The 17,855-nt window shown below is 33.8% G+C and carries 18 protein-coding genes and 1 pseudogene; 4 read left to right on the top strand and 15 right to left on the bottom strand.

Translation table 11 applies throughout. The features are described from left to right. Positions 1–178: 178 nt before the first annotated feature. Both NG655_RS03100 and yihA read left to right on the top strand, forming a co-directional pair. The gene (locus NG655_RS03100; RefSeq protein ID WP_252157886.1) at positions 179–943 is read left to right on the top strand and encodes an alpha/beta fold hydrolase; all 765 of its coding nucleotides are present in this window, start codon (positions 179–181) and stop codon (positions 941–943) included. Between the two features lie 7 nt (positions 944–950). Further along, on the top strand, positions 951–1,583 hold the full coding sequence (gene yihA, locus NG655_RS03095) for a ribosome biogenesis GTP-binding protein YihA/YsxC (protein WP_252157885.1): 633 nt from the start codon (positions 951–953) through the stop codon (positions 1,581–1,583). Here yihA and gldC read toward each other — a convergent pair. Both gldC and gldB read right to left on the bottom strand, forming a co-directional pair. Further along, positions 1,563–1,895 (bottom strand): gliding motility protein GldC, encoded by a 333-nt coding sequence (gene gldC, locus NG655_RS03090; RefSeq protein WP_252157884.1) that lies wholly within the window; start codon positions 1,893–1,895, stop codon positions 1,563–1,565. The two genes, yihA and gldC, sit on opposite strands and share 21 nt — an antisense overlap. Before the next feature lie 4 nt (positions 1,896–1,899). Then, a complete protein-coding gene (gene gldB / locus NG655_RS03085) occupies positions 1,900–2,886 on the bottom strand; it encodes a gliding motility lipoprotein GldB (protein ID WP_252157883.1) in 987 nt (328 codons plus the stop codon). Positions 2,887–2,963: 77 nt separating this feature from the next. On the opposite strand from gldB, the gene nadE reads away from it, so the two are divergent. After that, positions 2,964–3,746: an NAD(+) synthase gene (nadE, locus tag NG655_RS03080; protein ID WP_252157882.1), complete on the top strand. Its 783-nt coding sequence runs from the start codon at positions 2,964–2,966 to the stop codon at positions 3,744–3,746. 6 nt (positions 3,747–3,752) lie between these two features. On the opposite strand, the gene dnaG is transcribed toward nadE, so the two are convergent. The 9 genes from dnaG to radC form a co-directional block, all read right to left on the bottom strand. After that, positions 3,753–5,708 (bottom strand): DNA primase, encoded by a 1,956-nt coding sequence (gene dnaG, locus NG655_RS03075; RefSeq protein ID WP_252157881.1) that lies wholly within the window; start codon positions 5,706–5,708, stop codon positions 3,753–3,755. Between the two features lie 6 nt (positions 5,709–5,714). Then, a complete protein-coding gene (locus NG655_RS03070) occupies positions 5,715–6,692 on the bottom strand; it encodes a polyprenyl synthetase family protein (protein ID WP_252157880.1) in 978 nt (325 codons plus the stop codon). A 29-nt stretch (positions 6,693–6,721) separates the two neighbouring features. After that, entirely contained in the window at positions 6,722–7,771 is a 1,050-nt protein-coding gene (gene rlmN / locus NG655_RS03065) for a dual-specificity RNA methyltransferase RlmN (protein WP_252157879.1), read from the bottom strand. A 20-nt stretch (positions 7,772–7,791) separates the two neighbouring features. After that, positions 7,792–8,841, bottom strand: a complete 1,050-nt coding sequence (gene queA, locus NG655_RS03060) for a tRNA preQ1(34) S-adenosylmethionine ribosyltransferase-isomerase QueA (protein ID WP_252157878.1) — start codon at positions 8,839–8,841, stop codon at positions 7,792–7,794. Between the two features lie 111 nt (positions 8,842–8,952). Next, positions 8,953–10,179 carry a 3-phosphoshikimate 1-carboxyvinyltransferase gene (locus tag NG655_RS03055; protein WP_252157877.1) on the bottom strand — a complete coding sequence of 409 codons (1,227 nt, stop codon included), beginning with the start codon at positions 10,177–10,179 and terminating at the stop codon, positions 8,953–8,955. 4 nt (positions 10,180–10,183) lie between these two features. Next, the gene (locus tag NG655_RS03050) at positions 10,184–10,510 is read right to left on the bottom strand and encodes a nucleotide pyrophosphohydrolase (protein ID WP_252157876.1); all 327 of its coding nucleotides are present in this window, start codon (positions 10,508–10,510) and stop codon (positions 10,184–10,186) included. Positions 10,511–10,582: 72 nt separating this feature from the next. Then, entirely contained in the window at positions 10,583–11,275 is a 693-nt protein-coding gene (locus NG655_RS03045) for a YjjG family noncanonical pyrimidine nucleotidase (protein ID WP_252157875.1), read from the bottom strand. Then, positions 11,259–12,563: a DUF7033 domain-containing protein gene (locus tag NG655_RS03040; protein WP_252157874.1), complete on the bottom strand. Its 1,305-nt coding sequence runs from the start codon at positions 12,561–12,563 to the stop codon at positions 11,259–11,261. The genes NG655_RS03045 and NG655_RS03040 overlap by 17 nt, the downstream gene beginning before the upstream one ends. 2 nt (positions 12,564–12,565) lie before the next feature. After that, positions 12,566–13,264 (bottom strand): RadC family protein, encoded by a 699-nt coding sequence (radC, locus tag NG655_RS03035; RefSeq protein ID WP_252157873.1) that lies wholly within the window; start codon positions 13,262–13,264, stop codon positions 12,566–12,568. 82 nt (positions 13,265–13,346) lie between these two features. On the opposite strand from radC, the gene NG655_RS03030 reads away from it, so the two are divergent. Next, positions 13,347–13,970, top strand: a complete 624-nt coding sequence (locus tag NG655_RS03030) for an FMN-binding negative transcriptional regulator (RefSeq protein ID WP_252157872.1) — start codon at positions 13,347–13,349, stop codon at positions 13,968–13,970. On the opposite strand, the gene NG655_RS03025 is transcribed toward NG655_RS03030, so the two are convergent. From NG655_RS03025 to NG655_RS03010, 4 genes and pseudogenes are all read right to left on the bottom strand, one after another. Further along, entirely contained in the window at positions 13,960–15,324 is a 1,365-nt protein-coding gene (locus tag NG655_RS03025; protein WP_252157871.1) for a UDP-N-acetylmuramate--L-alanine ligase, read from the bottom strand. The two genes, NG655_RS03030 and NG655_RS03025, sit on opposite strands and share 11 nt — an antisense overlap. A gap of 21 nt (positions 15,325–15,345) precedes the next feature. Further along, positions 15,346–16,221, bottom strand: a complete 876-nt coding sequence (locus tag NG655_RS03020; RefSeq protein WP_252157870.1) for a tetratricopeptide repeat protein — start codon at positions 16,219–16,221, stop codon at positions 15,346–15,348. A gap of 6 nt (positions 16,222–16,227) precedes the next feature. Further along, positions 16,228–17,244, bottom strand: coding sequence for a GTPase ObgE (obgE, locus tag NG655_RS03015; protein WP_252157869.1), 1,017 nt, complete (start codon positions 17,242–17,244; stop codon positions 16,228–16,230). 9 nt (positions 17,245–17,253) lie between these two features. Next, positions 17,254–17,832 (bottom strand): annotated as a pseudogene (locus NG655_RS03010) (adenylate kinase); the annotation flags it as partial. Between the last annotated feature and the right edge of the window lie 23 nt (positions 17,833–17,855).

The following is a 17,855-nucleotide window of genomic DNA, read 5'->3' as shown; positions in this document are numbered from 1 at the left end:
TGATACTTCAAATATAAAATATATTTCCCACAAATTTCCACTAAATACCACTTTGTTAATAAGTTTTCAAAAACCATAAGAGAACAACATTGAACCCAAAGGCGTTAAAAAAAAAATTCTGAATCAGTATTTATTAACTATATTTGTGGGCTCATAAAGATCTAGAGATACATCTAGCATGGAAAAAAATTTTAAAGAAGACAAAGATTTTAAATACGTCGAAATAGGCGAAGGTCAACCTATCATTATCCTACACGGGTTAATGGGTGGTCTTAGTAACTTTGCAGGTGTTGCAGAATTCTTCCCGAAACAAGGGTATAAAGTAATTATACCTGAGTTACCGATTTATGAATTACCGTTATTAAAGACTAATGTTAAATCTTTTTCTGATTATCTAAAATCTTTTTTGACCGTTAAAGAAATTGACAACGCAATTCTACTTGGAAATTCGTTAGGAGGACACATTAGTCTTGTGTTTGCAAAAAACCACCCTGAATTAGTGAAAGGACTCGTTCTGGCTGGTAGCTCTGGTTTATATGAAAATTCTATGGGGGAAAGCTACCCTAAAAGAGGAGATTATGGATACATTCAATCCAAGGCTCAGGAAGTTTTTTACAATCCAGAGGTTGCTACAAAAGAAATTGTAGATGAAGTATTTGAAGTTGTAAACGACAGAAACAAACTTATACGAACTTTAGCAATTGCTAAAAGCGCAATTCGTCATAACATGGCAAAAGACTTACCCTCAATGAATATTCCAACTGGAATAATCTGGGGAGAAAATGACATTGTAACACCACCTAATGTAGCGGAAGAATTCAATAAACTTTTACCAGATTCTGATCTATACTGGCTTAAAGAATGTGGTCATGCTCCCATGATGGAACACCCAGACCTTTTTAACGAAAAACTTTTGAACTGGCTCAAAAAACGTAACTTCTAAAAACATTATGCGAGTTACATCATCCGAATTTATTATCAGTAACACGGATGTTTCCAAATGTCCAAACGAACGCATTCCTGAATATGCATTTATAGGGAGATCTAATGTTGGGAAGTCTTCTTTAATCAATACTATTTGTGACCGAAAGAACCTCGCTAAAACTTCTGGGCGACCCGGGAAAACTCAACTGATCAATCACTTTAAAATAAATAAATCTTGGTATTTGGTTGATTTACCTGGATATGGGTACGCAAGAACTTCGAAAACATCAAAAAAAGCATTTCAGAAATTAATTACTACTTACTTCGAGAAAAGAAAACAGCTGGTATCTGCTTTTGTTTTAATTGACATTCGTCACGATCCCCAACCCATTGACCTAGAGTTTATGGAATGGCTAGGAACCCATTATATTCCTTTTGCAATTGTTTTTACAAAAGCAGATAAAGAAAAACCAAAAGCTATTGAACGTAAAACACAAACATACATCCAAAAGATGCTTGACCATGCTTGGGAAGAAGCTCCTCCTTACTTTATAACTTCCTCTCTACACAGAACTGGCGGAGACGAGTTACTGGCTTATATAAACAAACTAAATGAGGAGTTTACAAATCAAGAGCACTTACCCTCGTTTGATGTTTAGTTTTTCTGCAAAATAATCACAAAAATCATTCATTGTAGCCGACATTTTTTCATCTTGAGTAGCACGAAGAAAAGTTTGACTCATAGTTACTAGCGACTGATGGAAAAAAACATTCATTTGATCAATAGGCATATCTTTTACCCAAAGATCCATTCTTAATGTTTCTTGGTTTTTTCCGTCCCATAAGGACATCAATAAAGCTTGAGCCTCTTCTTCGTTAACTCCTCCATCGGGTGCAGACCAAACGATTTTTTCAGGTATTTTGTTCTCGTCTAATTTTACTTCTATTGAAATATTAGTTTGTTTTCCCATGTTATTATTTTGCGGGTTTATAATTTGATTTATTAAATAAGTCTCTTGCGGACATTGAAAGAAGTTCCTCTAAGGAGGTGTTTGGGTTTTTGTCCATATAAGAACGAACAATTTGCCATCCAATCCATTGACCAACTTTTCCAGGAGTTTCGTTGTCTATTTCTAAATAAAATTTAGAGAAAGGAGCTGGATCTATAAAGCGTAAAGAGAGTGATGATTGGGTTTGAAAAAGCAATTCATTTTCAATAAAATATTGCCACATATAACGTTCGTTATCTTGAACCCACTCGATTTCTTGTTTAGAATATGAGATTTTTATATCATCGGAAGCATTGGGGAGTAAAAGGTCTTTTAGATATAATTTTTTGCCGTAATATACCATTTGCCCCAACATAGTTCTATCTTTTGGACTCCTAACCACTAGCGTCCCTAATTCGTCGACAATATGTGAGGTCATGTAGTTGAATTCCATATCCTTAACAATGTAATTTGGAATCCCCTCATAAATTGGATTCTTAGAACCTAAATAAGTATCTAAGGATATAATTAAAAGAGAATCTGTAAATACTGTTTTACTCTGATAATCAACATTATTTACAACAGTTACAACATGTGGGTCTTTCATCGAAGGGAAATAATATTTAATATGTTTATATAAATCTTCTAAAGCCTCTTCAATCGGAATCAGGGTTGGATATACTTTTTTAATCTCTTCATGTAATAAAACTTGGATACTGTCTCGTTGTCTTTTTTTCCAGATACTGTCTGGATATTGTTCTGGAAATAAATAAGGGTATTTTTTTTTAAGCTGAATATATTCCTCTGAGTTAGCCTTGTAAAAATTAAGATCAAAACGATCAATATCAATAGTAACATCGATGGAGTTTATTTCAGTTTCTAATTGACTATTTCCTGAACAGGAGACTAGAAAAAAAGAAAAAAGGCAAAAAATACCAACTTTAAAATAAAATAATCTAGAAAATGAATTCATGTATAACTAAAAGTTTTTTGTAAAGAATAAGTTCCCTAATTTTATACAAAGTTACATCCAAAATATTGCTAATACATATGAAATCACCAGAAAAAGTAATTGAGCACATTGTAAATTGGCTAAAAAGCTATTCAGAGAAATCGGGAATGAATGGATTTGTAGTAGGAGTTTCAGGAGGAATTGATTCTGCATTAACCTCCACCTTATGCGCTTTAACTGGAAAACCGGTGTTGTGTTTAGAAATGCCGATTCATCAGGAAGCAAATCAGGTGTCAAGAGCTCAGGAACACATAGCTTGGCTTGAAGAGAAATTCTCTAATGTAAAGCATCATTCACTTTCTCTTACCCATGTATTTGATAGTTTTCAAGAGCTTTTACCCCCTACTTCTAAGGATGAAAGTAAATTTTTAAGCTTAGCAAATACACGAGCTCGACTTCGAATGACGACTCTGTATTACTTTGCAGCTCTTGAACGTTATCTTGTTGCTGGAACCGGAAATAAGATTGAAGATTTTGGGGTTGGTTTTTACACTAAATATGGAGATGGCGGTGTAGATTTAAGTCCGATTGCCGACTTAATGAAATCAGAAGTTTTTTTATTGGCTAAAACTCTAGGTGTAATAGATTCAATTCAAAACGCAGCACCTACCGATGGGCTTTGGGGAGATGACCGAACGGATGAAGATCAAATGGGAGCTACCTATGATGAACTTGAATGGGCCATGAAAAATGTTGAGAGTGCTTCCAAAAACCATACAGAGAGACAAAAAGAAGTTCTTTCTATTTATAAAAAGCTACACAAACAAAATCAACATAAAATGCAACCTATACCGGTTTGTGAAATACCAGATTCTTTATAAAGAGCTTTAAATAACGCGATTCAATTTTCTAGAGACCACTTGCTTGAGCTGATAATAACTCATTACATCTTCTAGGATTTCGGAATGGTGCTGCTCCTTATCCTTAACTTGGTCTTGAAGTTCTTCGATTTTTTTATCAATGAGTAGTTTACGAAGTGTTAAGATGGTCTCATTTACTAGCTGAGAAACCTGGCTATCTCTTGATTTAACAAAGATATTTTTCTTTTCCCATTGATGCAATTGATATTGTTCCTCGTTCATTAGAATATTACTGACTAAGGAACTTAATTCGCCATCAAGAGAAGGGATTAATTTATCTATAGAGACTTTTCCTTTTTCCTGAAAATTTTGAATCAACATATAAAACAAGGTTTTAAAATTGGAGTTTGCAAGTTCAACCTCATCTTGCTGTAAATCCAAAAATATTTTTTCAAAGACTTTTACCTTCACCTCTTTTACATCTTCTACAATATCATTTTCTTCAGAAAAACTTAAAATAGACTCTTTAAATATTTCTTCTCGATCACCATATAACATCAAGATGGTTATTATTTGTTTTTCTAATTCAAAACTATGATCTACAGAAACACTCTTAGGTTCTTCGTTTTTTAAAACTCGAAAAGACTCCTCTTTTGGGGTTATTTTAGGTCTTGTGTTCTGAGCTTTTTTAGATAGTTGAGCCAATGCACTAAATAAAACGTTTTCAGAAATATCCATGAGTTGCGCACAACTTTGAACATAAACCTCTTGCTGAATTGGATCGGGAATTTTAGAAATACTTTCTACAATATCTCTAATCGTGGCAGCTTTTTTTACTGGATCATTTGCTGCATCTTCTAGCAATAATGATGCTTTAAACTGAATAAAATCTTTGGCATTCTCTAAGAAAAAGGATTCTATGGCCTCTCTAGAATTTTTCTTTGCAAAACTATCAGGATCTTCACCCTCCGGAAAAGAACATACTTTAACGTTCATTCCTTGAGCAAGTATCATATCTATTCCACGCAAAGAAGCCCTTAAACCCGCTGCATCACCATCAAATAAAACCACAATATTTTGAGTAAGTCGCTGAATGAGTCTGATCTGTTGTTCTGTAAGAGCGGTTCCTGAAGATGAAACCACATTGGTCACCCCAGATTGAACCATTTGAATTACATCGGTGTACCCTTCAACTAAGTAACAAACATCTTCTTTGGCAATACTTTGTTTTGCTTCATAAATCCCATAAAGCACTTTACTTTTGTGATAGATTTCACTTTCTGGAGAGTTTAAATACTTGGCTGTTTTTTTATTATCACCCAGTATTCTTCCTCCAAAACCGACAACACGACCTGAAAGACTTTTTATGGGAAACATAACTCTTCCACGAAAACGATCTACCTGATAGCTCTCATTTACAATAGTTAATCCTGTTTTCTCAAGAAACTCGAGTTGAAATCCACTTTTTATCGCTGACTTTGTAAAAGCATCCTTTTCTTGCGGAGAATATCCAAGATCGAATTTATTAATGGTTTCCTCTGTAAAACCACGTTCCTTGAAATAAGTAAGCCCAATTGCTTTTCCCTCTGAGGAATCTAAAAGGGTATTTTTAAAATAGGTGTTTGCGTGATCGGCTACCAAAAACATACTTTCGCGCTCGTTCAGTTTTTCTTTTTCAGCATCGGTTTGCTCCGTTTCTTCAATTTCAATATTGTATTTCTTGGCTAAATATCGAATTGCTTCTGGGTAAGAGAAATGTTCGTGCTCCATTAAAAAAGCAACTACGTTCCCTCCTTTTCCACTACTAAAATCTTTCCAAATTTGTTTTACTGGAGAAACCATAAAACTTGGGCTTCTTTCTTGAGTAAAAGGACTCAATCCTTTGAAGTTAGTTCCTGATTTTTTTAACCCAACAAAATCACCAATAACCTCCTCTACTCGAGCAGTTTCATATACTTGATCTATGGTGTTTTTTGAAATCAAAATTTGTTATTGTTTTCGAGTAATGACATAATTAACCATCAGCTCCAGAGAATCCCTGTAATCATTTTTAGGGAAGGTCATTAATATATCTAATGCATCTTTTTGAAAAGCTTCCATTTTCTTTTGAGCATATTCTAAACCTCCAGAATCTTTAACAAACTCTATCACTTTTTTTACTCTTTTTTTGTCTGTGTTATATTTTTTAACAGAATGAATTAGCCAGTTTCTATCTTTCTTAGAAACATTGTTTATTGCGTATATTAAAGGCAGGGTCATCTTTTGTTCTTTAATATCAATCCCTGTGGGTTTTCCGATTTTCGTTTCCCCATAATCAAAAAGATCATCTTTAATCTGAAATGCCATTCCTAATAAAGTACCAAAAGACCTCATCTTCTCTACGGTATCCTTATCCTGAGAAACAGATTGTGCACCCATAGCACAGCAGGCCGCTAACAAGGTTGCTGTTTTTTGCCTTATGATTTCAAAGTAGATGTCTTCGGTTATATCAAGGTTTCTAGCTTTCTCAATCTGGAGTAATTCTCCTTCACTCATCTCCTTGACAGCAACAGAAATAATTTTTAATAAATCAAAGTCTTCGTTATTGATACATAAAAGTAATCCTTTGGACAAAAGATAATCTCCAACGAGAACTGCAATCTTATTTTTCCAAAGCGCATTTATAGAGAAAAAACCTCTTCTTTGATTACTGTCATCTACAACATCGTCATGAACTAAAGTGGCAGTATGAATTAGTTCAATTACAGAAGCACCGCGATAGGTTCTCTCGGTTATAGCACCATCACCTAAAAGCTTGGCGGTCAAGAAAACAAACATAGGACGCATTTGTTTTCCTTTTCTATTTACAATAAAGTGAGTTATACGATTGAGCAATGAAACATTAGAAGACATGGAATCTGTGAATTTTTTTTCAAATCGTTCCATTTCCTCATAAATCGGCTTTTTTATTTGCTCTGTTACTTTCATAAAGCACTAATATACAACTTCATAATAAATTATTTTTTATGCGCCTTGTTGGCAAGCTGTCCACATGCAGCATCGATATCTTTTCCTCTAGAACGTCTTATGGTATTGGTAATTCTAGCAGCTGTTAATTTTTTTTGATACATAGACATAGCTTCATTTGACGCTTGTTCAAATGCATCATCTCCAATTGGATTATATTCTATTAGATTTACTTTAGTCGGTACTCTACGACAAAAATTAATTAATGCTCTTACCTCGTCTAAGTTATCATTAATACTCTTCCAAACAATAAACTCTAGAGTAATCATTTTTTGAGTGGCTTCATACCAGTATTCCAAAGAAGATAAAAGCTCGTCTACAGGGAATTTTTTTGAAAAGGGCATTATTTTTTCTCTTGTTTCTTGAACTGCGGAATGCAAAGAAACTGCGAGATTAAATTTCACCTTATCATCAGCCATTTTACGAATTAATTTTGGTATTCCAGAGGTCGAAAGTGTTATTCTTTTTGAAGCCATTCCTAGACCGTCTGGGGAAGTGATTTTTTCAATAGCTCCTAGAACATTATTGTAGTTCATTAAAGGTTCACCCATTCCCATAAAAACAATATTGGATAGCGGGATGTCAAAATAGGTTCGACTTTGCTGATCTATTGCGACAACCTGATCAAAAATCTCATCAACATTTAGATTTCGCATTCGATCGAGTTGTGCAGTCGCACAAAACTTACAGTCTAAACTACATCCGACTTGAGAGGAAACACAAGCAGTTGTTCTATCCTTTGCGGGTATCAAGACAGACTCAACAATTCGATTGTCATGAAGTTTTATGGCGTTTTTAAACGTACCATCTTTACTTCTTTGCTGCTGATCGACTGCAATGTGATTAATTGTAAAATGAGTATCTAAAAGGAATCTTGTGTCTTTTGACAAATTAGTCATTTTGTCAAAATCATGTACTCCTTTACTCCATAACCATTGATACACTTGGTCAGCACGGTAAGCCTGATGACCTTGTGCTTTAAAAAAGTCCTGGAGGGCTTCTTTAGAAAGTGCTCTTATGTCTTTTTTAGCCAACTCCATAAACCCTATTTTTAGATTAATTAAATGATCAACATAGCGTCTCCGTATGAATAGAAGTTATATTTTTCTTTAATTGCTACTTTATATGCTTCTTTAATGAAATCTGGATCTGCAAATGCAGAAGCCATCATTAGAAGAGTAGATTTTGGAGTATGGAAATTGGTTATCATACAATCTGCAATTGAAAAATCATAAGGAGGAAAAATAAACTTGTGGGTCCATCCTTCGTATGGGTTTAAAGTTCCAACAGAAGAAACTGAACTCTCAAGCCCTCTCATAACAGTAGTCCCTACCGCACAAATTCTTTTTTTATTAGACTTTGCATTATTTACAATATCAGCTGCTTTTTGATCGATAATAAGTTCCTCTGAGTCCATTTTGTGTTTTGAGAGATCTTCAACCTCAACTGGATTAAATGTACCTAAACCAACATGAAGAGTAAGCTCTGCTAAATCAACTCCTTTTATTTCAAGACGTTTTAATAAATGCTTAGAGAAATGCATCCCTGCAGTAGGGGCAGCAACAGCTCCTTCATTTTTTGCATAGATGGTTTGATAACGTTCTTTGTCTGAAGCTTCAGGCTCTCTTTTGATATATTTTGGAAGTGGAGTCTCTCCTAATTCTTTTAATTTATCACGGAATTCTGCGTAAGTACCGTCAAAAAGAAAACGAAGTGTTCTTCCTCTTGAAGTTGTATTGTCAATTACCTCAGCAACTAAACTATCGTCTTCGCCAAAATAAAGCTTATTTCCGATTCTAATTTTACGAGCAGGATCAACTAGGACATCCCATAATCTTTGTTCTTCGTTTAATTCTCTTAGTAAAAAAACCTCAATGCGTGCTCCTGTTTTTTCTTTATTTCCAAAGAGGCGAGCTGGAAAAACTTTAGTGTTATTTAAAACCATAACATCTCCTTCATCAAAGTAGTCAATGACGTCTTTAAACATTTTATGTTCAATAGTTCTATCCGCTCTATTAAGAACCATTAATCTTGCTTCGTCACGATTCTCTGCAGGGTGCTCTGCTAGTAACTCTTCTGGTAGTGTAAAACCGAAATCAGATAATTTCATAAAAACTTTTATTTTAATTAGTTCAATATCATGATTAAAAATTGATATTAAAAGCGCAAATATACTACCTCAGCCTAGGGGTTGTCAAGTAAATAGACTTATTTCCTTAATTTATTTTTCAAGAGACTCAAAACCAATAGCTTGCATATCTTTCCAAAAGTCAGGATAAGACTTTGTTACCACATCAGCATCTGCAATTTGGTGGTTAATTTTTAGTGCTAAAGGAACAAAAGCCATTGCCATTCTATGATCGCTATAGGTTTTGATGGTTTGATTTTTTTTAAAGTTCTGAGAAGCTGACAAGTGAAGGCTTTCATCAGTTACACGAATAGAAGCACCCAATTTAGATAATTCGTTTTCTAAAGCTACTAAGCGATCTGTTTCTTTAATCTTAAGAGTATGAAGCCCCGTAAGGTCACAAGCAACACCGAGTCCATAGCAACTAACAGCAATAGTTTGAGCAATATCTGGTGCTTTTACAAGATCCAGTTCAATCGACTCTGGTAAGTTAAAATCTTTTACTTTTTCTAAAATAATATGATCTGATTCGAAACGAGTAGTTACTCCAAGTTTCTTATAAATATCAATTAAAACTGAATCTCCTTGTAAACTATCCTCTCTATAACTACTCAAGGTTACTTTAGCATCATTACTTAGAGCTACAGCACTAAAATGGTAGGAAGCAGAACTCCAATCTGATTCTACAACTTGAGTTTGATCCGATATAACTCTCTGCTTATCAATTACAATATTTTTTCCTTTAAATTCGGTTCTAACTCCGATTCGGTTTAATAGAGACAATGTCATCTGAATATAGGGCAAAGAAGTTATTTCACCTTCTAGAGTTAAGTCTAAACCATTTTCTAAATGTGGAGCAATTAATAACAAAGCTGAAATGTATTGACTACTAATATTTGCCGGTAGCGATACTGTACCTCCCTTTAGAGATTTACCTTTTATTCTGAGAGGTGGATATCCTTCAGATTTTTCGTAAGAAATATCAGCCCCTATTACCCTTAATGCTTCTACTAAGACACCTATGGGTCTTTCTTGCATTCTTGAAGAACCTGTTAAAACTATTTCTCGACCCTCTTGAGTTGCAAAAAACGCAGTCAAGAAACGCATAGCAGTTCCAGCGTGATGAATATCGATGAGATTCGACTCTGTTTGTAACGCATGGGTCATTGCAAATGAATCGTCTGAATTTGAACTATTTTTAATTTCTAAACCTGGATATAACGCTTGTAATAAAAGTAATCTATTCGTTTCGCTTTTTGAACCGGTTATATTTAATGTTCCAAAGCATTCCTTAGAGGGATGATTAATATCTAAAAGCATTCTTCTATTTTAATTTCGGGTTATTTTGATGTCGATCATGATCCCTTTCTGTTTTTATATTTAGCTTTTTGTCGAAAGCATCTTGAAGATTTATTCCAGTTTGATTTGCTAGGCAAAGAACAACAAAAACAACATCAGCTAATTCTTCGCCAAGGTCTTTGTTTTTGTCTGATTCTTTTTCACTTTGCTCACCATAACGTCTTGCAATTATTCTAGCCACCTCCCCAACTTCTTCTGTAAGTTGTGCCATATTAGTAAGCTCATTGAAGTAACGAACTCCATGACTCTTAATCCATTCGTCTACGGCTTGTTGTGCGTCTTGAATTTGCATAGTAGAATTTTATGTAAAAATACATTAAGTCAAACTACTAGACAAAGTAGAATGATACCTTATCTTAACTTTTTACAAGATTTTAGTTAAATCGTATAATCGATTGATAATTAAACATTCCGTGTGGACCTTTTCGTGATGAGAATTAAAATGAATAGCTTGCATGCCTAATTCCAATGGAGTTTGAACATCTGATTCCAAACTATCTCCAATCATCAAAGAATTCTCAGGGAGTGCATCTGCTAATCTAAGTGCTTCATTAAAAATAATTGGATTTGGCTTTTTTACTCCAATTTTCTCGGCTGTTAATACTACTTTAAAAAAATGATCGATACCCGAATTTTCTAATTTTCGCTGTTGAACATTTTCAAATCCATTTGTAATTATATGTAGGAAATATGTTTCATCTAAGTATTTTAAAACCTCAATTGTATTGTCAAATAAAAAAGTGTGAGTTGAAAGTTTTTGAATATATAAATCAGATACTTTTTGAATTAATTCTGAAGTATGTGGAATGTTCATTTTTCCAAACGTCTTTTCTAGTCTCAAAAAACGCAATTCAACTTCAGAAATTTTATTCTCCCGATACTGTTTCCAATAGAAATGATTGATAGGATTATAAAACTCAAGAAATTTTTTTAAAGAAAACTTAAAGTCCAATTCTTTAAATATGTATTGAAATGTAGCAGCTGAATTCCTTTCAAAATCCCATAGGGTATGATCTAAATCAAAAAATATATGTTCTACTTTATTCTTTTTTATCATGAATTAAAATATAGTTTGAGTAAGCTTCTCTCCATGCACTGTTTTTATTATGATCGCATAAAATTGAATTTGTAACAGAAAAAACATGAACTCCCGAAGCAGTAGGTATTTGATCTTTCAATTGTTTAAGTTTTGCAAAAGCATCAAAAGCAGACCTAGTTCGTAACACTTCTTCGGATGCAACCAGAGAATACAGAATTAGAGAGGTCTCAATTTCGTTACTTAAATCGTAAAAATTAAAAGGGACAGCTGTACTTGCTCTGTAACCAAACTGATCATGATAACCTAAACTAAAATCTTCAGCTTCCTCCAAAACTAGAACATTTCGATAGGTTTCAAAAACAGAGGTTACCCCAAGGTTAAATTGTATAAATTTTGTATTTCTATGAATTACAGACTCAAAACTTTCAAGTTCCTTTTTGAATTGTTCTGCCTTTTGTCTTGCTTCTGTTGAGACTAAAAGTGATACTTTATGATAATCTGCTACAGATTTTATAAGAGAATTATAGGCTGCATTAAAAACTGAAATTCCCTGATCGTAATAAGTTATTTTAGAGTATAAGAAGAAAAAACGTGGTTTTAGATCTGTCTGTTTAAAAAGCTTAAAGAATGCGTTGAAATTGTCCCATGGGTCCTTCCAAATACCTAATAGGACAAAAAACTGTTCTACAATGTTCCACAATTCAAACTTACTCAACGACATGAAAAATTGAACTAAATTTCTTAGCAAGGATTTATGAATATACTTGTAAGGCGAAACAACTTCTACTAATGGAATTGATTTAGCCATCATATTTCCTTCACTTGATAATTCTGGAAATTTATCAACAAGCAGTGCCATAACCTTCTTCGCCCAGAGGTCAATTAAAGGCATGTCTATGAAGTCATGCTGAACTGCTAAAGAATTTCGACTCATGAATCTTCCATTTTCATCTTTTACATGAAGAAGGTATTCTTCATACCTACTAATTAGATAAAAAGAAGCAGCAAAAACATCAAAGGGAATCATAGAAGAATTATTACACCCTAAGAAAGCTGGTAAGTCATCCCATTTTGACATCTCAATATCTATTTCCTGAATGCCTTGTTCGAATAACAAAGAGTTTGAATGAACAAAAAACTCGTTCCCTAAGGGCGTGTTTGTGTAACTAAACTTAGGACCACTTTGGGCAATAAAAACCCCCAACTTTGTAGTAAATTCAACCTCAACTCCAAGCACATTTTTAAAAAAATGATTGAAACTGTACCGAAGTCGTGGCGTAATCTTATGGGTATAAACCAACAGCATAGTTATAGTATATTTTCGTCTGCAAAGCTAAAGTACCCTTTTTCAGAAATAATTAAATGATCTAAAAGTTTTATATCAATATTTTCTCCTGCTTTTTTCATTTTTTTAGTCAATACAATATCGCTTTGACTTGGATTTAAAACCCCAGAGGGGTGGTTATGGGCTACTATAATTGAAACTGCTCCTACTTTAAGTGCATTTTTAAAAAGTATCCTAATATCAACTGTTGTTTCAGATATACCTCCGACACTCAATCTTTTTTTTTCTAAAATATGGTGTTGAATATTTAAATAAAGAACCCAAAATTCTTCCTGTTCTAAATAGGTCATGGTAGGAAAAAGGACATCGTACGCCATTTGACTGCTTGTGAGTCCAATTTGTTTTGAAGAAGGTGCGCCTTGAATTCTTTTCCCTAATTCAAGAGCAGCTTTAATCTTAACTGCCTTTGCTGGTCCAATTCCTTTCCAAAGCATGAGTTCTTCAAGACTTACCTTGTGTAGAGAAACTAAATCATTATTCAAGGAAACCAAAAGTCGTTGCATGAGTTGTACTGCAGTTTCTCCTTTGTTTCCACTTTCTATCAAAAGTGCTAAAAGTTCTGAATTAGACAAATGTTGCGGTCCATTATTGATTAATTTTTCTCGCGGTCTTTCGTCTACAGACCAGTCTTTTAATGTAAATTTGGGTGTGTTTGTTTTCATAAGAAAGTAGGTTTAGAGCTTATATAATTATTTGGATTTAGATTATGGGAATAAAATGTATATATAAATATAACTTTTAAAGATGAATTATCCTCCAAAACACCATCAGGAAAATGAGTTCTCAAATGCTTTAGAACTCATAAAAATGTTCCCACTCGCTACTGTAATCACTTCTAGTAAAAACAAAATACTAAGTACTCACATTCCTTTAGTTTATAATAAAAAAGGAACTTTAGGGACTTTAGTTGGGCACCTAGACAAGTTCAACCCTCAGATAAGTCATTTTGAAGATGAAGAACACGACTTAGAACTTATTTTTAATGGCCCTGACGTTTATATCTCTCCTTCAAAATACAGCACAACCCAACTCCCTACTTGGAATTACTTCAAAGTTCATTTAAGAGGTAAAATTGAACTAAAAACTAACCCTAAAGAAGTAAAAGAAAGCCTAATATCCATGACTTCTTTCTTAGAAGGAAACGAGCAAAAATATGTTTTGGATGAAAATAATCCTAGAATGGAAGCCGCTTTAAACTATATTATAGGATTCGATATTAAAATAACTTCCTGGGAAGGGAAATACAAGATATCTCAAGATAAAAACAAAGAAGATCAAAGAAGAGCTAAAGAAACTTTAATTGAAAGTCAATCAAAAATTATAAATCACATCGAGTATTTATACCAAAAACATGAAACTAAAAGCTAAGTACTTTTTCTTTTAAAACCTGCCAATCAATTCCTCCATAATTGCCAGAACTCATCATTATCAGTACACTATTATCCCATGGATGATTATACAAAAACTCATGTAAAGCATCGGGCTTAGTATAAACTAGCAGATCATCAGAACCAAAAGCAGCTTTAATTTCACTCACACTTAGAGGAGGGCGGTTTTTAATTTTTAAAGCTTCTGGGTCATAAAAAACTACAGCTTCATTAGCAGCACTCAAAGCATTTTTATATTGACCTATAAATTCTGGATTAAGACTACTATAGGTATGAAGTTCTAAACAGAAAACTTTATGTTGTTTATTAAACTGTAAAGCAACAGCCTCAGAGGTTGCTTTAACTTTACTTGGTGCATGAGCAAAATCTTTAAACAAAAAAGAAGAACCATTATCCCCAATTTTCTCAAGTCGTTTTGAAGCCCCTTTAAACCCAGCAATCGCTTCTAAGAAGTCTGCTTCATCAACTCCCATGAGCTGACAAATCCACTTAGCACCAGCTATATTTGAAAGGTTGTGTTCTCCGAAAACTTCCAGAGGTAAATCCCCTTCATCTGTTGTTAAATAGGTTACCCCCTCTTCTATAAAATGTTCTGGAAGATTATAAGATTCCTTTCTTATTGTATTTTGTGATGCATTTGTTATTTTTTCTAAAACAGAATCTGCTTCGTTATAAACCAAAACACCTCCTGGAACAATCGAGTCAATATAAGTTTCGAACTGTTTTACATAATCCTCTTCGGTCGGAAATACATTAATATGATCCCAAGCTATTCCTGATATCAAAGTTACATGAGGTTTATACCACAGAAATTTTGGTCTAAGATCTATTGGAGAAGATAAATACTCATCTCCTTCTATGAGAACAAAGTCATTTTCTTCTGACAAACAAACCATGGTGTCAAAACCTTCCAATTGGGCACCAATCATAAAATCTACTGATTTTTCCCAATAATTTAAAACATGTAAAACCATTGAGGTAATGGTTGTTTTCCCATGACTTCCGGCAATAACTACACGAGTTTTGCTTTTTGTTTGCTCGTATAAAAATTCAGGATATGAATATATCTTAACCCCTAAATCGATTGCTTTTTTCAGCTCTGGGTTATCTTTTTTAGCATGCATTCCTAAAATAATCCCATCCAAGTCATCGGTTATTTTTTCAGGAAACCAGCCAAATTTTTCTGGTAAAATACCTGCTTGATCTAGTCGAGACTTAGAAGGTTCAAAAATAGCATCATCACTTCCCGTAATCTGGTATCCTTTTTGTCCTAGTGCTAAGGCCAAATTGTGCATTGCACTTCCGCCAATGGCTATAAAATGAAATCTTTTCATAACTAGAGTTTTAAATAAAATCTATTGAGGTTTAAATTTAGGGTTAATTTCAAAAGTAAGATTTCGAAAATAAACTGCTTTTTCTTTTTCCTTGATTTTTTCATAAAGAAGTGAAAGTTTATAAGAAACCCACTCCTTGGGTAAATTGTCATATTCATTGAAATTATTTAAATAATAATTCAATGCACATATGGACTTCTGAATATCTATATTTAAATAAAGTCCTATACTCCCAATCTGATAACTTAAATTTTGACTTTTATCTCTAAAATAGAGTTCGTTTATTTTCGAATTGCAGGCTTCTAAAAAACTTAATTCAACAAATGCTTTAGTAAATTTTTCCTTTGCCTTTAGTGTTTCACCTTGGGATTCTAGAATAAAACCTTGAGCTATTAACCCTTCCGCAGTACTTATCTCATAGAGCAAATCGGAGTAATATTTTGCTTTTTCAAAGCTTCCTCCTAAGAATCCAGGTAATTTAGCATACACTTGAACCAGAGCCATTAGCGTTGGAGTATGTCTAGGGTCTAACTCGTGAGCTTTTAGAAAATTAGATTTCATTGCACTAACATAAGGAAGAGCATTGAATTTACTTATCTCATCTATTCTAATGCCATATGCTCCTGCTAATTGAAAATAAAGAAGTGGATTTCCTTGATCAAGATCGATTAATTTAGAGAAATAAGAAATCACTGTTTCATAATCCTTATGAGCAGTTGCCCAAAGTACAATATCATTCAGATGTTTTTTGGTGCTTGGTTTTTCTTTTAAAAAATTAAGTTGTTTAAGGTATTCTTGATCAGCAGAAAAATCATAGGTTGCAAAGGGAGTTTTTTCTTGTGCTAAGGAAATCCAACTGAAAAAAAATAGAATCCAAAAGAAAGAAAAACTTCTCATATTAATTTAAGCAATTGAATTTTCGATTGCTAAAACCTTCCATAATTCATCCTTCAATGACTGTAAATTGTATTCACTAATTGCAGAAATCATAACATGGGGAGTATTCGGAAAACTATCTGTTAATTCATCGGCATATGCTTCTCGTAATTCATCGTCCAATAAATCACACTTAGTTAAAACAATCATATACTGTTTATCTAATAGTTCTGGATTAAACTCTTGAAGTTCATTTCGCAAAATTTGAAATTCTTTTTTTACATCTTTTGCATCGGCTGGAATTACGTAAAGTAAAACTGAATTACGTTCAATATGCCTAAGAAAATAATGCCCTAATCCTTTTCCTTGAGCAGCTCCTTCTATTATTCCGGGAATATCTGCCATAACAAAAGATCGAAAATCTCGGTAATGCACAATTCCTAAATTTGGCTTTAGGGTCGTAAATTCATAATCTGCAATTTTAGGCTTAGCAGAAGTAAGGGATGCTAAAAGTGTAGATTTTCCAGCGTTAGGAAAACCTACCAAACCAACATCAGCAAGTAGCTTCAATTCGAGTGTAACCAAACGTTCTTCTCCTTTGATACCCGGTTGAGCATATCGAGGAGTCTGTCGTGTTGAAGATTTAAAATGCCAATTTCCTCTTCCACCAAGTCCACCTTTTACAACAATAACTTCTTGATCTTTCTCTGTTAACTCAAAAAGAACCTCTTCTGTTTGTGTATCTTTTACAACAGTTCCTAGAGGAACATCAATATAAACATCTTCTCCCTGCGCACCAGAACTTCTATTCTTACTCCCATGGAAACCATGTTCTGCACTGAAGTGTTTCTTGAACTTAAAGGTATAAAGAGTCCATAAATTTGGATTCGCTCGAAGGATAATATGACCCCCTCTTCCACCATCTCCTCCGTCTGGCCCACCTTTAGTAATATACTTTTCGCGGTGAAGATGAACTGAACCTTTCCCCCCGTTTCCAGAAGTAAGAGAAAGCTTAACGTAGTCTACAAAATTACCTTCAGTCATGTTTCTGTTTTAGAATCTATCAATAATGGCAGTTAATCGTTCTGTAATTTCATCGATTGAACCAATTCCGTTAACACTGTGAAATTTATCTTGATCCGTGTAAAAACTTCTTAAAGGAGATGTTTTATGGTTATACTCATCAAAACGATTTCTAATTTTAGACTCATCTTGATCATCCGAACGACCACTTGTTTCACCACGTTTTAATAAACGCTCTACAAGTTCATCGTCGGTAGCTTCTAATGCGATTGTTGCAGTTACTTGCATGTTCTTTTTATCCAAAAAAGCGTCTAAAGCTTCAGCTTGTGCCGTAGTCCTTGGAAATCCATCAAATATAAATCCTTTAGCCTCACTGTTTTTCTCAACCTCAGCTTTCAGCATATTAATAGTAACAGAATCAGGAACTAAATCACCTTGATCCATATAAGATTGCGCTAGTTTCCCTAACTCCGTTTCATTTTTAATATTATACCGAAAAACATCCCCCGTTGAAATATGAATCAAACCGTATTGTGTTTTTAAAAATTCTGCTTGCGTACCCTTACCTGCTCCCGGCTTACCGAAAAGAACTATGTTAATCATGTTAAATAAATTTATAGAAAAAGCAAAGA

Origin of the sequence: Candidatus Arcticimaribacter forsetii (assembly GCF_910589745.1) — a bacterium.
GTDB lineage: Bacteria > Bacteroidota > Bacteroidia > Flavobacteriales > Flavobacteriaceae > Arcticimaribacter > Arcticimaribacter forsetii.
The sequence above is the reverse complement of the archived record's forward strand: the minus strand, read 5'-3'. Positions and strand labels throughout refer to the sequence as shown.

Coding starts and splice junctions, on each gene's coding strand:
- NG655_RS03050 (WP_252157876.1), bottom strand. CDS start 10,510: ATGCAAATTCAAGACGCACAACAAGCCGTAGACGAATGGATTAAGAGT.
- nadE (WP_252157882.1), top strand. CDS start 2,964: ATGAAATCACCAGAAAAAGTAATTGAGCACATTGTAAATTGGCTAAAA.
- obgE (WP_252157869.1), bottom strand. CDS start 17,244: ATGACTGAAGGTAATTTTGTAGACTACGTTAAGCTTTCTCTTACTTCT.
- NG655_RS03040 (WP_252157874.1), bottom strand. CDS start 12,563: ATGCTGTTGGTTTATACCCATAAGATTACGCCACGACTTCGGTACAGT.
- NG655_RS03020 (WP_252157870.1), bottom strand. CDS start 16,221: ATGAGAAGTTTTTCTTTCTTTTGGATTCTATTTTTTTTCAGTTGGATT.
- yihA (WP_252157885.1), top strand. CDS start 951: ATGCGAGTTACATCATCCGAATTTATTATCAGTAACACGGATGTTTCC.
- NG655_RS03045 (WP_252157875.1), bottom strand. CDS start 11,275: ATGATAAAAAAGAATAAAGTAGAACATATATTTTTTGATTTAGATCAT.
- gldC (WP_252157884.1), bottom strand. CDS start 1,895: ATGGGAAAACAAACTAATATTTCAATAGAAGTAAAATTAGACGAGAAC.
- NG655_RS03030 (WP_252157872.1), top strand. CDS start 13,347: ATGAATTATCCTCCAAAACACCATCAGGAAAATGAGTTCTCAAATGCT.
- gldB (WP_252157883.1), bottom strand. CDS start 2,886: ATGAATTCATTTTCTAGATTATTTTATTTTAAAGTTGGTATTTTTTGC.
- NG655_RS03100 (WP_252157886.1), top strand. CDS start 179: ATGGAAAAAAATTTTAAAGAAGACAAAGATTTTAAATACGTCGAAATA.
- NG655_RS03025 (WP_252157871.1), bottom strand. CDS start 15,324: ATGAAAAGATTTCATTTTATAGCCATTGGCGGAAGTGCAATGCACAAT.
- rlmN (WP_252157879.1), bottom strand. CDS start 7,771: ATGGAGTTGGCTAAAAAAGACATAAGAGCACTTTCTAAAGAAGCCCTC.
- radC (WP_252157873.1), bottom strand. CDS start 13,264: ATGAAAACAAACACACCCAAATTTACATTAAAAGACTGGTCTGTAGAC.
- NG655_RS03055 (WP_252157877.1), bottom strand. CDS start 10,179: ATGCTTTTAGATATTAATCATCCCTCTAAGGAATGCTTTGGAACATTA.
- NG655_RS03070 (WP_252157880.1), bottom strand. CDS start 6,692: ATGAAAGTAACAGAGCAAATAAAAAAGCCGATTTATGAGGAAATGGAA.
- queA (WP_252157878.1), bottom strand. CDS start 8,841: ATGAAATTATCTGATTTCGGTTTTACACTACCAGAAGAGTTACTAGCA.